Below are 15,247 nucleotides of genomic sequence, written 5' to 3'. Positions count from 1 at the left end.
GGGATCAATGACACACTATTGCTAATTCGTTATATTGGTATCCAAATAAAAGTTATGTCTAAAAATTATAAAAGGGAACTGAAGTGAAAAAGATTTTACCATTAGCCATAGGGATCATCATTCTATTAACTGGCTGTAACTCCACGCCAAATTATCGGAAAGTCTCTGAATCAGAAATTACAAACTATCAGAGCCAGATCACAGATTTTCAAGCTGGAAATTATTCCCCGCAATGGATTCAGCCTTCAAATAAATCTGAAAAATGCGAAATGCTTATGGAAGGCTATACCGAGCAACCCCATCAAGGCACAGTAGAATGGGATGGGAACTGTAAAGACGGCAAAGCTGAGGGACTTGGTAAAATTAGTGTTACAAATGGTAGTGTTAGAGGTTTTGAGATCACTTACCACAACAAAGGAGTTACTGATCAACTCTATTATCAATGGGTTGAAGGAACAAATAATGTCGAGTTTGGCACGTATATTCGTGAAAATGACAAAATGACTAAAACATTACAAAACCATGCGTCATTAAAACCAAATGGTGATATTGATCTCATCTACTCTCAAGGGGAGCAAAGTCTTACAACAGGAATATTCACTGGAGTTGCAAGAAAGAACTACGCTGATGGTTTTGCTAAGCTATCAGGACAACTCGGTAATTTGCGTTTCTTTGGAGCCAGAGAGTCATTTGATAAAAACAACCAGTCAACTTATACAGTTTGGGGCTTCTACGATATGAACGCTGATAAGCCTGACAAGTATATTGTAGTGAAAAATAAACATGGCGTATTTCATCAGAAATGGCAATTTGGTACTCAAAAAGAAAATGTAACCTTACCGGAAAGTTATACAGATGAGACTTTAAAAGTCTCAATTAAAGCCTCTACATTGGCAAATAGAGCCAATAGTGCAGGAAAGCTTGCACTAGCTATGAAGCAAAGATATGACTCTCAGAATATTAATTCCTCACCTGTAACGATAAAGCCTGAAAATAAAAAGCCAGAGTCGTCTAAAGGTATTTCTACAGGCACTGGTTTCTTTATTTCTAATGATGGTTTCGTACTTACCAATAGCCATGTCATTGAAGGCTCAACAAGTATTTCAATTATTCTTAATGGTAAATCTGTATCGGCCACCCTAATTGATCATGACCCTAGCAATGATATCGCTTTGCTGAAAGTAGATGAAGCGGTTGAAGGTTTACCCATTGAGCTTAAGAAAAAAACGAAACAAGGGACTGAAATTGCTGTATTAGGCTATCCAAATATAGGCTTACAAGGTAACGAACAAAAAGCGACATTTGGGTATATTAATGCCAACTCTGGCATCCAAGGTGATACTCGGTATTTTCAAATAGATTCCCCTATCCAGCCCGGAAATTCAGGCAGCCCAATGGTAAATGATCAAGGTGTAGTCATTGGCATTGCTTCAGCATCGTTAAATCAATCAGCAGCTATCAAAGCTACAGGAACATTGGCACAAAATGTAAATTATGCCGTTAAAATAGCTTATGCATTGCCAATGCTGATAAATCACGGTGTAGACTATATTGAACCAGTCAAGCAAAAAGCCTTAGAAAAAACAGAGCTGATTGAGAGTATTTCAAATAGCGTTGTTCTTGTTTTAGCAGAGTGATGAAGGGTATGTAATGGTATTAGCCCCTGAATTAATTAAGTTAATTGATCATAAAGCATCGGTAGAGTGTGGGCACACTAATTTACTTCACTCTTCTGTTTATATTAGTCAATTAAATGGGCACATAAACGGTACGTGTGAATTAACGAAGCATGAAATCGAGTCTAAAGTAGATTACTTAGCTGGTTGCGTGACAATTACACTCGATCACCCAATAAATGAACTTGAATTTCTAAGAGTGCGCCTTTGTGAAGGTAAAAACTTTACTAATGTTGATGAATTATCTTACATAAAGAAAACCTCTTGCACGTTTCCAAAGGCGGGTAGGTTAAATCTTACAGGGCAAGCGCTGTTTTATGCTTCTACAGCCGTTAAACAAGATGATACAGCATTAAGAGTTGTGTTATCTGAGGCTCAAGCGAAACAGCTTGATCACCTTAATGTACTGCGATCTCATCAAGTAAGTGGAACTGATATATATCTAAGAATCATAGGTATATGGGATCAAGTTAGGCGAAATGAAAAACCATATTACTTAAACCAAGATACCTTTGACTATTACACTGAGACAAGAAAATATATGGCTAAGAAGTTTAGCCGAGAGTTGCTTTTTGCTTATGAGTTAACAGATCGCTTCTTTGCCGATATATTATCTCGTGAAGGAAATGAACGCTTATATCAAGTAACTTCAGTCCTGAGTAATGTATTTTTGACTGAGAAGTGCGATGGTGTTCTCTATTCTTCGGTAAAAGCGAAAGGTGAGCCTGTAGTTGCTCTAAAACCCCAAGTGGTTGATGATAAATTAGAGCATCAGTTTGCCACCGAGGTCTTAATTGATAAATCATTTGGCTATGAGTATTATCAGTATAGAACGCAGACTAAAACGTCTAGTATTGGTAGGAAATCAGGTAAATTAGAGTGGTAATAAGCTTAACCACTACTTCCTTATGGTTAAGCTTAAAATGTAGATTAAACGTAGTTTTAAGCCCTAAAGATACTGTTAATCTACAAATTTTGGATGAAGTGTATAAAATAATGTTTAAACTATCTCTTTAGGCTTTATTTTAAAAAGAATTTGTATTCACTCACTCACCCTTATTGTGATTTATGTGTTTATTACCGTTCTAGGTCGGAAAATTTTTAGTTCTTCAATACGGGGGCGCTTAGGGTTACCTACCCCCCTATTTTTAAAAATAGTACGAATAAGTAAGCAAAAAACAAGTGCAGTCCTACGATCTTGAAAAACAGTTCAAAAATACTACAAAACAGATTAGATAATTAATTTTTTTTCTTGCAAGCTGTCAAGGCAATATGGGTTTACCGGTTCAGACATTCCCAACGTCAAGAATGCAAATACACGAGTTAACTAAAAAGAGAACCAAGGATGGTTATAAAAAAGTTTTTTTGCAAAATAATCTTCTATCAAATATTGTTGTTATGCAGCTTGGCTGCTCACGCGACAGTAAAAATAGCAACTCAAGATGACCCAGATAGGATCAGTCTGCTCTATTACCAAGAAAATGCTGAGCCCTTGCTTAAAGAAGCGTTGGTATTCTTTGAGCAGCAATCAGGTTACAAAATCAATCTGGTTTTTGTCAATATCAATGATTTAAAGCAGATGTTAATAGAAGGTGCAGTGAACAATTTACTGCCCGATGCAATATTGGTCCCCTCTGATTTTGCAGCACTTGCCCCCACCATTAAACTTTCTAAACTGCCCGTCTCACTGCTCAGTCAAGATCTCGTGCCAAAAGCCCTTAATTCGATGAACTATAAAGGTGATTATTATGGCGCGCCAGTGATGAGTGGTAATCACCTGATGCTTTTTTATAATAAAAAATATGTTCAACATCCAGCTAAAAACTGGCAAGAGTTAAAAGCGCAAGCGATCGAATTAAGAGCAAAAGGAATAGAGCCTATCGGTTGGAACTATTCTGAAATGTACTGGTTTACTAGTTTCGCGATCACTTTAGGCGGCTCCCCGCTTACCGATGGTAAAGCATCCCTTAATTCTCAAGCCTATGCTGATGCTCTCATTTTTTATAAAGAATTAGCAGATTCTGGCTTAATTAAGCGAACTTGCGGCTATGATTGTGCGCAAAAAGATTTTCAAGAACAACTCTTTGCTTATGCCATAAATGGCGAATGGGCTTTGTCTGATTTTGAGCGCTATCTTGGAGATAATCTTGGTATTTCGGTGATCCCGGCGATCGGCGATAAACCCTTTCGTCCTTTGTTTTCGACAATAGGATTGATGTTTCCGGGTAACTCATTACAAGGTAAAAAAGCAAAACCATTAGCCGCATTGGCGGTATTTTTCCAAAGTCGACATTTTCAGGATATACTTTTTGATAAACAACGTTTTTTACCTGTCAATCAGCGCTCTTTTAATCAAGTTGAAGCGACAGCCAATAACAATATTAAGATGCTCTTAAAACAGTTAGCGCAGTCCATGCCAATGCCATCTGATCCTATTATGGCCAATGCCTGGATAGGAATGAAAAAAGGCTTTGAACGGTATATGGGTGGACTATCCTCGGCAAAAGAAGCCGTAGAATATATGCAAAAATACACCGAGCAAGATTATCATAGGTTACACCACCGTCAATAACCAGAAGCTAGCGTTTAGGTTAATACCATCAGTAATATATATCGAAGCAAAGAAAATAAGACCACCAAAAAAGAGAGCATTTGTGCTTGATCGCTGTGCTAAAATAGCGAGTATTGCTGATCATTAGAGAAAATTTTCAAATTAGCGTTCATTTAAGAAATTGAAATTCCACAATACTTAGTTAGTATGTGTGTGAACAAACATGAATTAGTAGATTTTCCATAAGTAAGCATGATTTTTTATACAAAGGAGACACCATGAACAAGGCAATCAAAGCGGCACTATTATCTGCTTTTATCTTTCCAGGTGTGGGTCATTTACTATTAAAGTGTTATCGTTCAGCTACAATATTGGCAGCAACAGCATTGTTGGCAAGTTATATATTGATCTCTACAACCATTGAAAATGCGATGCTAATAGTGGATAAAATCCAAAGTGGTGAAGTTGCTCCTGATATTGTTGCAATCACAGAGCAAATATCACAACAGACAAGCGGTAGTGGCCTACTAAACAGCGATTTTATGTCACTACTACTTATGGTGACTTGGTTAGTGGCTATTATTGACAGTTACAGAGTCGGTCAATCGCAACAAGTAAGCTAATCTGCCCTCTCTCGCCGCGCTATCAATAATTCGTTTAACTAAACAGCAGGCGCATATCTATATTATATATTTCAGTTTGATAGCCACCATGTTCTTTAAAAGCGAACTTTTTATAAAAGTCTCTAGCTGCAAGGTTTGTTTCTTGCGTCCCCCCCATTAGTACAAAACTTCTCACCTTACCTTTATAGTCATTAATCAGTCGATCCATCACTAAACTTGCAAAACCTTGATGCTGATATTTGTCCGCTATACAGGGAGCAAATAACAAATCATTCCCGGTTTTTAGCACTATTCCACACTGCGCATAACGCGAGGCTTCATGTTCTGATATTTGTGATTGTAAAATAAAGTAACCGATAATCTTTTCATCAATCTCGAGTATAAAACGCTGCGCGCTATCGGTTAATAAATTAACGCAGAGCTGAGCAGCAAATTCAGGTGTGATTGACATCCTCCCCCAGTTCCGCGCTACGCGGCTACACAGGGGGATTCCCTTTACAGGTGTAAACCACAATTACTTAGTTTACTGGTTTCTGCTGCTGGCGGCATTACTGCACCACTCACTTCACAGACGCTACGGGCATGACCTACCCTGATAAAATTTAAGAGGTTTTGGCTAGTGTAGCCAACCCTCTATTTAACACATTAATCGCTCCAACTATATCTGCATTTTCGGTAAAGCCACATTCAACACAAACGAAGCTTGCCTGTATCGTCCTGTTGGCTTTGTCTTTATGCAAACAAGCAGGGCATGTTTGGCTTGTGTGGTGCGGAGACACTGCTAGAAAGATACCGCCTTGCCATTCCATCTTATATTTAAGCTGGCGGCGAAGCTCGCCCCAGCCCTGATTTAATATAGCGCGATTCAACCCACTTTTCTGTTTGACGTTCTTGCCATGTTGCTCGGACGACCCTTTGGCTGACTTTGACATATTGGCGACTTTTAAATCCTCAACGACTATCATTGCGTGGTTATTGCTGATTATTGTTGTAGATTTCTGTTGGTAGTCGCGTCTTATGTTAGCGGCTTTCTGGTGTAATCTGGCGATTTTTAGTTTTTGCTTTTCCCAGTTCGCAGATCCTTTAACCATACGAGCAAACTTGCGTTGCTCTTTGGCTAAATTATCCATGATTCTTTTAAAGCTATGAACACCGCTAAAAACCAGACCGTTACTAAGCGTCATGTTTTTAGCAATACCCATGTCTATGCCAACGGCGGTTGTTGCCGTTGATTGTGGATTGCTTGACTCGATTTCGCACATGATGGATATATGCCATTCACCACAAGCATTGAGGCTTACGGTTGCATGTTTCGGCTTGCCGCTGATCGGTTGGCTATTTCTATATTTAACCAATCCAAGTTTATTTGGTAGTTTGATGTGCCGATTTTCAATGCCGCAATACTTAGTGAAGTTAACAAAGCGCATTGTTGAGTGATGCGCGAGTTTACGTTGACGGAAAACGGGGAACCCCCGTTTTCCCTTACACCACTCGCTTGCACTACCCGACAAGTCCTTTTGCCTTTGTTGTAAGTTGTCGGTATAAGCCTCACCTAACCAAGTCCGATCTTCTTTTTTCTTCCATTGAGTAAGGTGTTTGTTAAGAGAAAAGGCTGTCGGTAGTTTTTTTATTAAAGCGATGCGATCTTTAGGCGGTAAGTCGTTAAGATGATTATAGAGTTCTTTTTTGTCACTAATACCCGTTTCGTTTTTTAGAATATTTAGCATGAATTCAAGGCTGTCATTAAATACTACGCGCCCACAACCAGCCATACGATAGAGCAATACTATCTGGCTACTTGTCGGTTCAAGTTTGTATTTAAACGCTTTTAATATCTTCATATTCCGTTAAGTGCGTAGTAATATTTTCGTGACATTACACCGACAAACAAGGGTTATCAAGTGAAAAGTGAGTTACGTGTGCACAAGTCTCGCCACGCGGCACATCTCCTGCACGTCCATATAGTGTTTGTGACAAAATATAGGAAAAAGGTGTTTGGGGATTTGCATTTGCAGTTCTTTAAAAGAGTAGCGGCTGTAGTTTGTCATGACTTAGAAGCTGAATTGATGGAATGCGACGGTGGGGATGATCATGTTCACATGATGATTACTTACCCCCCTAAGTTATCCATATCAAAGTTGGTTAATACGCTAAAAGCCTCAACATCTAAACGGTTAAGAAATGAATTTATAGATCTGAGGCGCACTATGATAAGCCTGTGCTCTGGTCGAGATCTTACTTTGCGAGTTCTTGCGGAGGTGCCCTCTTAGATATTGTGAAAAAATACATTCAAAATCAAAGGGCTTAACAGCCCCCCTCCCACCTTCGCGCTTCGCGTCTATGGAGGGAGCCCCCTATAAAATTAGAGTGGATGGGGCGAAAATCGTCGACGGGTAAGCCCAGAAAGTGAGTCAAAAAAATCCCCAAGCGCCCATTGATCATTTTCTGCAAGCAACCTGAAAGTACATTTTGTCCCCACTTTAGCCGTTAACGTAATACCCGCCATATAGTGCTCCTTATAGATAACATAAACGTTCAATATCCTGTTTAATCGCTTGATTTACTTCAAAATGTGATACCAAAAACTGCAGTTGTGCCAAAGCCGATTGCGGGCTGCCATTATACCCCTGCATAAAATCCGGTAGGCGTTGAGCAAACTTCGGATATCTTATTTCAATGCGTCGATCAGCAACAAAGGGATCAACGAGGCTAGGCTCTGCAAGCTCGGTCAGATTCACTAAGTCAACTAGCTTATCAAGCGCAAATTGCTGCACAAAACGCATTGCTGATAGCTTTTCCCCTCGTTGGTAACGACACATACCGACGTGCAGATTGGTCAGTGCTTCGCCAACTAACCACTGAGTATCTTTTGAAGTAGCCTCTGCCCCGCTAATACGCGGCTGGCAACAATCACTATTAAAGTCAGGGTGTTGCCATACAACTCTTCCAGGGGAAAAGGGAATATTATTTAGTTCCTGAGGCTCAAATATGGCAAATTCACAAAAAACACCATCTTCAAACAGTAATTTATAACCGTCAACTGTATTACGAAAACAGTAGCTAATCGCCTTAATATTACTCAGCCAATCCAAGTTGTCGATAAAGCGTATTTTTGCCCCCGGTTGTACAATAGCAAAAAAATCAAGATCCGAATAATCATCCAACCGTTGCGTTTCAATACCCGCAGAGCCTAAACCCAACAAGGCTAAAGCTTGCCCTGAATGGTCGAGTGATAAGCCAATCTGCTGTAAACGTTCAAGTAATAGTGCTCTTTTTTGCAGTTGCATATTTAATTCCTTGTCGATAACGATTGTTGCTTCTGATCTTATTAATCATAAGCAAATTTTTTTAAAATTTACATTTCAGTTACAATCAATTGCATGTGAAAAACAATCATTGGTACGTTATGAACAATAGAAACAGATGGGCAAATAAACTGATTTTAGATCCAGCCTGCGAAGAAATTTTTATTGATAATCACTTGCAGGCAGGTTTGATGGAGTTTGATATTCAACTAGGCGGTGTATCGAATCTAAGCAAAGACTATTTTGTACGTAGGCATCAGTGTAAATATCACACGCTTATCTATACACGCGAAGGCCAAGGCCTACTTAGTACAGAATCTGGAGAGCAACAGATCGGCGCGAATTCTTTATTACTCTTACCCGCCGGCAGTTCGTTTTCATATCAGCTAGGAAAGGCACATAATAACTGGAAAATTATTTGGTATCTAATAGATGATAGCTGCGATTGGCAGTGGTTAAAGAACAAAGGGATCTGTTTAACGACAAACAGTCATGTTGATAATATCTACTACCTCTCGCTGTCCTTGTATAAAGAAACGCTGGCTAGCACACCATCAAGCGCTCTACTCAATTTAAATGCACAGCTAGTTGTTGCTTATATCAACCGCGATTTACAGCTGCCTGAAAACATCAATACAAAAAAAACGGCAATGATAATGTTTTTTCAGCAACTAGAATCGAGGCTGCAACAGCCGTGGACACAGCCATTATTAGCTAAATTAGCAGGTTACTCCCCGGCACAATTTAATCGTCTTTGCCTGCAACAATTAGCAACTACACCGATCAAAAAGTTGCGACAGTTAAGAATGCAGCGTGCTAAAGCACTGCTAAAAAGCAGCGAACTGAATCTCACCGATATTGCCAACGCGGTGGGTTATAATGATGTATTTAATTTTTCTTCTGCTTTTAAACGTGAAGTGGGCATCGCGCCCAATCAATATCGCCATACCTAATAGCACCCTGTTGCCAACATTTTGGCTATTATAAAAGGTTTTTCCTACTGTCTCTTTTTCAAAAAAAAACTGTATTTAAGTTAGCTCAACTCGCCTCTTAAATCTGTGCCTAATAATTCTCGGATCACCTTGTTAGGTAGATCTTGGCTAAGTAAATAATAGAGCTTGGCGATCACCGTTTCAGTGGTCATATCTAAACCACTGATAACCCCAGCGTCGAGCAGAGCATGGCCTGTTGCATAACCTTGCATATTGACCTGCCCTTTTAAGCATTGAGTGCAATTAACAATCAAGATGCCGCGCTCACTAGCACTTTTTAATGTTGCTAATAGTTGTTCATCCTGTTGCGCATTACCGACGCCGTAAGTTAATAAAACCAAGGCTTTTAATGGGCTTTTTAATAAGTTGTCTAACACTAACCAATCCAGCCCCGGAAAGAGATGCAGAATAGCGATCGACTGCCCTTCGATTTCGCTCACACGTAAACGAGTATTAACTGACTTTTGCTTCTGTCCTGCAATATTTTTTATCTCAATACCCGCTTCCAATAACACCGGATAATTGGGGGAAACAAAAGCATCAAATCCATCTGCATACTGTTTTGTGGTGCGATTGCCGCGAAATAGCTGGTTATTAAAAAATAGACACACTTCATTAATGGGGTGATAAGCAGCAATATACAAAGCATTTAATAAATTAATACGGGCATCGGAACGTAGTTGTGAAAGGGGAATTTGCGAGCCAGTAATAATCACTGGTTTGGATAAATTTTCAAATATAAAAGAGAGTGCAGAGGCGCTGTAAGACATCGTATCAGTGCCGTGGAGAATAATAAAACCATCAAAATCGTGATAACGTTTTTGAATATCTAGCGCCAACGTTTGCCATATTTTTGGGGAGACATTGGCGGAATCGATCAAGGGATTATATTCATGAATCTCAAACTCAGGCATCTCTTCATGATAAAACTCGGGCATATTGGCGATAGTCTTTGAAAGGTATCCGACTGCAGGGACAAAGCCATCTTTTGAGGGTTTCATGCCAATCGTCCCGCCCGTGTAGGCAATATAGATACGTTTTTTATGGTTCATTGAATTTATCTCTTGATTCTATTGAAAAGTTTAACTTGAATATACGCATAACTATACCCATGTTAGTTGTAGATGCAAAATCAGCATCTGCAACTAACATGGGTATAAATAAAAAACAAACTATGCACGTAGTTTAAATTATGGGTTAATTTTATTTATTCTGGTTGGTATAAAATTCTTTTTAGAACAATACTAAGCTGATCAACCAATTGTAATATTGAAATCGGTAGGGTTGCTCGTGTAATACTATATCCCTCAACAAAGGGTAATAAAGTAGAAGCTGAGAACTGTATTTTTTGCTCTGCGCAGCCAACAGGAGCGATACTTCTTAAGTGTTTAACAATAACGGTATGCAACTCACGATAATATTGATCTAACGCCAAGCGACCGCTTTTATGATGGTTAGAGAAGACCCAAAACTCTTTAAATAACTGTGCACAAAGAGTGCTTTCACGATATTTAAGCATATGCAATAACAGCGAGCCTAAAGCCTGCTCGGGCACCTTACTTGTGAAGGCTTGGTAGTTTTGCAAATGTACAAAATAAGCATCAATAAAATCACCGAATATAACGTCTAACAAAACGCTTTTATTTTTAAAATATAAGAAGACAGTACTTTGTGGTAGGTCTGCACTGTCAGCAACTTTCTCCATTGAGAAACCTTCACAACCAAAGTCTTTTAATAATTGCAACCCAGCAGATAAAATACGCTCAGTTTGTTGATCCACCATTTATGCTCCTATCGCTATCAGGTAAGACGGTTATTTTTACATGACTATGCACTTAACTCAGATAAATACAAAAAAGTAAATATTTACCACACAAATTTCATGCAACTGTAAAACTATATTTTAGTTTACATTCAATTACAGAGTTAAAAGGAGAAAAACACTTATATTTGGGTTTTCTCGGTGTAACGCGCAGCGTCTTCGTGTTCTCTGTGGTAATTTTCTAAACTTTTACAACAACCCGAGTTATCTACAGAAGCATGTATTTTTATTTAACATAGAGATGCTCTTCGACCCATGCTTTGACTTCAGAGAAACGATACTTCTCTAGCTCAGCAAAGCCAATTAAAGTGCGCACTTTCAAACGGGTAAACAGAGGCGTGGTTAATCCGCAAAAGAAACGCGCTAATAATACGGGGGTTTTCTGCTCTGTCAATTTAGCACTGATCTGCGCACTTAATTGTGCGAAATTATATTCACTTAAAGGTCTTAGTACTGGCGGTTGTGGCATCACTGCTATAGCCCCCATGCACACAGAGCAATGACCACAATGCTGTTGCAAGTTAGTATCAGAAAAATAATGGGCAAGTTGCAGATTCAAACATTGATCACTGGCAAAAAAGTCTAATAAGAAATGGATTCGAGCGACTTCACTGGCCTCTTTTTCCTTAAACCGCAATACCAATTGAGCACGTAAATCAGCGCTTAATGATTCTTTAAAAACCTTATAAACCTGTGTCATCTGTTTTGTTTGTAACTCAATCAGCCCCTGCTGATCAAGGTAATCAATGGCCGTTATCACCCGACTACGTTCACTCGGATAGAAAGAGTGTAGCGTTTCAAAATTGATAGTCGCCCAAGTGCGGGCCTTATCTGAGCTTTGTAAAATAGCTTGCACAAAGTAGTAACGCTCGTCTTTAAAACGGTCGAGCAACTCGTTTTCAGACACCAATAATTTGTATTTATATTCCGCATAATAACTATAAGCAGGTTGCAATACCCCCGCTAACTCGAGATAAACTAACAAAGTTTTCAATGTTAACAAACGGATATTAGATAAACTTGAAAGACTATTCAGTAATACCTCCCATTGCCCCTGTGTTTGCGAGATAGTATTTAAAATATAATCAACTGCAGTCGCCTCTGGACTGTCGCCATAAACGAAATTTTCCAAAATATTAAGATTATTTTTATTGGCCAGCACTAAACAATCTGCCGGTAAGCCATCACGCCCTGCGCGCCCTATCTCTTGCGCATAGTTTTCTATGGATTTGGGTAAGTCATAATGCACCACAAAGCGGATATCACTTTTATCAATGCCCATACCAAAGGCAATGGTGGCGACTATTAACGGTAGCTCACCAGACATAAAACGCTCCTGAATAGCCACGCGCCGTTCATTGGCTAGGCCCGCATGATAAGGCGTTGCACGGATCCCCTGCTGGGTTAACAAATGAGCAAGATCTTCTGCACTTTTCTGTAAGGTCACATAGATAATACCCGATGCTGGCATGCGCGATTTTAACCAAGGTATTAAGAGATTAAGTTTATTTTCATCAGTCACCCCTTGTGCCGCGATATTCAAATTGCCACGATAAGAGCCCGTTAAAGTGATATTTTGCGCTTCAATAGCAAACTTTTCCGCCATATCTTGAACAACCTTAGCGGTGGCAGTAGCGGTGAGCAAGAGTGCTTGGGGAATATTAAAATCACGGCGGTATTGTGCCAACTTAAGGTAATCGGGACGGAAATTATGACCCCACTCGGAAATGCAGTGCGCCTCATCAACCACGAGTAGAGAGATCGGCAATTTCTTTAAAAACAAACGGAAGCGTTCGCTATTGAGACGCTCTACGGAGATAAAAAGAATTTTAACCTGACCATCGGCAAGCGCACTATAAACAGAAGATGATTCCGCAGGGGTTTGCATGGAATGGATACTCGCTGCACTAATGCCTTTGTTTTGCAGGAACTGTAATTGATCTTGGATGAGCGCAAGCAGTGGAGAAACCACCAGTGTGAGGTGCGGTAAATGCAGCGCTGGCAGTTGGTAACATAGACTTTTACCTGAGCCTGTCGGGAAAATAGCAGCTGCACTTTGGCCATTCAGTAAGGCTTCAATAACGGGCTCTTGACCCGCTCTAAAAGTTGAAAACCCAAAATACTGTTTAAGTGACTGTTTCATTCATATCCCCGGCAAGAATTAACTGAGCTGTATTTATAACATATACCCATGATACCTCAAGGTGCTTTATCAGGACTCAGTTCGGAGACCAGAACAAGGCCCAGCAGGAGGGCCTTGCGAATGGATTCACCGTTGGCCAAGGCAAATCACACGCTTCTGCGTCGTTATAAAATAGCAATGAAGAACAGCTATCCTCTCTGCAAAATTTTATTTGTTGATTTTGCACCTTAAAGCAGCATCAGTATATAATCGCAGCCCTCACTGAGCCAAACAAAGAATTTATGCGAATCCATGTACTTCATCGACTATACCAGCAGCGTCTTAGCCAATGCACGCGTCCTTTCTTAGCACGCGGAGGACGGGTCGAACGCTGCACTCATTGCATGTTACTCCCCTACCTATGTATCTGTGCTATCAAAAAGACGCTTCCGACCAACAGTGCATTTTTACTTTTAATGTATGACGATGAAATATTGAAGCCGAGTAATAGCGGGCGTTTAATTGCCGATCTGATCCCTGATACCTATGCATTTATCTGGTCACGAACGCAGCCTCACGCGCAACTACTGGATTTATTAAAGGATCCAAAATGGCAACCGATTGTTGTCTTCCCCGAAGAATACGCAGTAGCCGAGCGTATAATACATAACCAGCCGACACCCCCAAATAATAAAAGAACGCTGTTTATTTTACTGGATGGCAGCTGGGCACAAGCCAAAAAGATGTTTCGCAAAAGTCCCTATTTAGACAGTCTGCCAGTGTTATCCTTTACACCTGAAACGCTTTCCCGTTACTTACTGCGCAAGGCGACTAAAGATAACCAACTAGCCACCGCCGAGGTCGCAGGGCGGGTTTTAGAATTTATCGGTGAGCCGGCCAACGCAACCATGATGGATCTGCTCTTTGAAACTTTTAAAGAAAATTATTTGCTTGGCAAAGCGCATCAACAATTGCCGGATCATGCCGCCCAATTTCGCCTTGAACGTTTATTAAAAGCGCTTTGACTCACCTTTTTTAGAAAAGACGCTATTTTATTAAAGGCCCATCTTTTATTATAGAGGCGCATAAGCAGCTGTTATCTCTATCAACAGCCAGTTTGTCTAAGCAAAAAAACAATAAGGTCGTCATTATTAAATTGTTTTCTGGCATTTTAAATAAAGCAGCACAGGTTTATGGTATTGGCTTGCTTGTCTTGCTCGCAATTGTCGTGCTACTCGTAAAATTAGCACTACTAACTGTTGCCTTACAATGTGGCACTTATGAACAGTATGTCTATACATTGCATGGCCGCTTACTGGTCTTTCTGCTCAGCGCTTTACCCTAGCCCACTTTTTAATAATCAAAATATTTGTCGATTGATTGGGAAAAGGTTAATTGATTACGTCATAAATTGATCGCTATAAAAATGTTTCCTTCGTAACCAGCAGCGTAATTCTTTATACTATTTGAGATAAACGTTTTAGTGTTTTTTGGAAACCCCATGATCGCACCCTACATTGATGAATTTTTAATACTCACCCTGATCCATTTTCTAGCGGTTATTTCACCAGGACCCGATTTCGCCATAGTGATCCGCCAAAGTATCAGTTTTGGGCGCAAAACCGCCATTATCACCAGTTTAGGTATTGGTGCAGGCATCTCAGTACATGTGACATATACCCTATTAGGGATCGGTATTATTATCACCCAATCAGAAACTGCCTTTATGTTCGCCAAAATAGTGGGGGCTGCTTACCTAACTTATCTGGGAATAAAACTGCTAGGGAGCAAAGCGGCAACAGGGGCGGACGAGCAGATAAAAGTAGATACGAATAAAAATCATCATCGACGCGCCTTCATGCTCGGTTTTATGACCAATCTACTCAACCCTAAGGCAACCTTATTCTTTTTAGCAATATTCACCTCAATTGTCAGTATAGATACACCATTAGGCGTGCAAAGTTTTTATGGTTTTTGGATAACGGTGACCACCGCATTATGGTTTTCACTGGTTGCCATTCTCTTTTCTCAGCCAAAAGTACGCACAAAATGTGTTGATCATGGCTATCTATTTGAACGAGTAATGGGGATTGTGTTGCTGATTTTTGCAGTAAAATTAGGCGTCGATTTGATTTGGCAAGATCTTTAAAATAAAA

The 15,247-nt window shown here is 39.9% G+C and carries 15 protein-coding genes and 1 pseudogene; 9 read left to right on the top strand and 7 right to left on the bottom strand.

Features of this window, described 5'->3' with window-relative positions; translation table 11 throughout:
* Positions 1 to 83 precede the first annotated feature (83 nt).
* From KSO91_RS17740 to KSO91_RS04570, 4 genes are all read left to right on the top strand, one after another.
* Positions 84 to 1,637, top strand: a complete 1,554-nt coding sequence (locus KSO91_RS17740; RefSeq protein ID WP_238741761.1) for a S1C family serine protease — start codon at positions 84 to 86, stop codon at positions 1,635 to 1,637.
* Positions 1,638 to 1,650: 13 nt separating this feature from the next.
* Positions 1,651 to 2,562, top strand: coding sequence for a hypothetical protein (locus KSO91_RS04580; RefSeq protein ID WP_238741760.1), 912 nt, complete (start codon positions 1,651 to 1,653; stop codon positions 2,560 to 2,562).
* A gap of 459 nt (positions 2,563 to 3,021) precedes the next feature.
* A complete protein-coding gene (locus tag KSO91_RS04575) occupies positions 3,022 to 4,248 on the top strand; it encodes a sugar ABC transporter substrate-binding protein (RefSeq protein ID WP_238741759.1) in 1,227 nt (408 codons plus the stop codon).
* A gap of 257 nt (positions 4,249 to 4,505) precedes the next feature.
* Positions 4,506 to 4,850 carry a hypothetical protein gene (locus KSO91_RS04570; protein WP_238741758.1) on the top strand — a complete coding sequence of 115 codons (345 nt, stop codon included), beginning with the start codon at positions 4,506 to 4,508 and terminating at the stop codon, positions 4,848 to 4,850.
* 34 nt (positions 4,851 to 4,884) lie between these two features.
* Here the strand turns inward: KSO91_RS04570 and KSO91_RS04565 are convergent, their stop codons facing one another.
* Positions 4,885 to 5,301, bottom strand: coding sequence for a GNAT family N-acetyltransferase (locus KSO91_RS04565; RefSeq protein ID WP_238741757.1), 417 nt, complete (start codon positions 5,299 to 5,301; stop codon positions 4,885 to 4,887).
* 151 nt (positions 5,302 to 5,452) lie between these two features.
* On the bottom strand, positions 5,453 to 6,691 hold the full coding sequence (locus KSO91_RS04560) for an RNA-guided endonuclease InsQ/TnpB family protein (protein ID WP_238741756.1): 1,239 nt from the start codon (positions 6,689 to 6,691) through the stop codon (positions 5,453 to 5,455).
* 33 nt (positions 6,692 to 6,724) lie between these two features.
* Here KSO91_RS04560 and tnpA point away from each other — a divergent pair.
* A pseudogene (gene tnpA, locus KSO91_RS04555) lies at positions 6,725 to 7,158 on the top strand (IS200/IS605 family transposase).
* A gap of 54 nt (positions 7,159 to 7,212) precedes the next feature.
* Here tnpA and KSO91_RS04550 read toward each other — a convergent pair.
* Complete coding sequence (locus tag KSO91_RS04550; RefSeq protein ID WP_238741754.1) at positions 7,213 to 7,356, bottom strand: hypothetical protein; 144 nt, start codon at positions 7,354 to 7,356, stop codon at positions 7,213 to 7,215.
* A gap of 10 nt (positions 7,357 to 7,366) precedes the next feature.
* On the bottom strand, positions 7,367 to 8,137 hold the full coding sequence (locus KSO91_RS04545; protein WP_238741752.1) for a hypothetical protein: 771 nt from the start codon (positions 8,135 to 8,137) through the stop codon (positions 7,367 to 7,369).
* Between the two features lie 119 nt (positions 8,138 to 8,256).
* On the opposite strand from KSO91_RS04545, the gene KSO91_RS04540 reads away from it, so the two are divergent.
* Positions 8,257 to 9,108, top strand: coding sequence for an AraC family transcriptional regulator (locus KSO91_RS04540; RefSeq protein ID WP_238741751.1), 852 nt, complete (start codon positions 8,257 to 8,259; stop codon positions 9,106 to 9,108).
* Between the two features lie 80 nt (positions 9,109 to 9,188).
* On the opposite strand, the gene ansA is transcribed toward KSO91_RS04540, so the two are convergent.
* The 3 genes from ansA to KSO91_RS04525 form a co-directional block, all read right to left on the bottom strand.
* Complete coding sequence (gene ansA, locus KSO91_RS04535; protein ID WP_238741749.1) at positions 9,189 to 10,199, bottom strand: asparaginase; 1,011 nt, start codon at positions 10,197 to 10,199, stop codon at positions 9,189 to 9,191.
* A 155-nt stretch (positions 10,200 to 10,354) separates the two neighbouring features.
* On the bottom strand, positions 10,355 to 10,930 hold the full coding sequence (locus KSO91_RS04530) for a TetR/AcrR family transcriptional regulator (protein WP_238741747.1): 576 nt from the start codon (positions 10,928 to 10,930) through the stop codon (positions 10,355 to 10,357).
* 265 nt (positions 10,931 to 11,195) lie between these two features.
* Positions 11,196 to 13,112 (bottom strand): RecQ family ATP-dependent DNA helicase, encoded by a 1,917-nt coding sequence (locus KSO91_RS04525; protein WP_238741745.1) that lies wholly within the window; start codon positions 13,110 to 13,112, stop codon positions 11,196 to 11,198.
* A 281-nt stretch (positions 13,113 to 13,393) separates the two neighbouring features.
* On the opposite strand from KSO91_RS04525, the gene KSO91_RS04520 reads away from it, so the two are divergent.
* The 3 genes from KSO91_RS04520 (at position 13,394) to KSO91_RS04510 (ending at position 15,240) form a co-directional block, all read left to right on the top strand.
* A complete protein-coding gene (locus KSO91_RS04520; protein WP_238741743.1) occupies positions 13,394 to 14,116 on the top strand; it encodes a tRNA-uridine aminocarboxypropyltransferase in 723 nt (240 codons plus the stop codon).
* Between the two features lie 92 nt (positions 14,117 to 14,208).
* The gene (locus KSO91_RS04515; RefSeq protein WP_238741742.1) at positions 14,209 to 14,436 is read left to right on the top strand and encodes a hypothetical protein; all 228 of its coding nucleotides are present in this window, start codon (positions 14,209 to 14,211) and stop codon (positions 14,434 to 14,436) included.
* A gap of 156 nt (positions 14,437 to 14,592) precedes the next feature.
* Positions 14,593 to 15,240, top strand: a complete 648-nt coding sequence (locus KSO91_RS04510; RefSeq protein WP_238741740.1) for a LysE family translocator — start codon at positions 14,593 to 14,595, stop codon at positions 15,238 to 15,240.
* Positions 15,241 to 15,247 lie beyond the last annotated feature (7 nt).

Origin of the sequence: Psychromonas antarctica, assembly GCF_022267535.1 — a bacterium.
In the GTDB taxonomy this organism is placed as follows: Bacteria; Pseudomonadota; Gammaproteobacteria; order Enterobacterales; family Psychromonadaceae; genus Psychromonas; species Psychromonas antarctica.
Note: the sequence above shows the minus strand (reverse complement) of the source record. Positions and strands in the feature narration are given on the sequence as shown.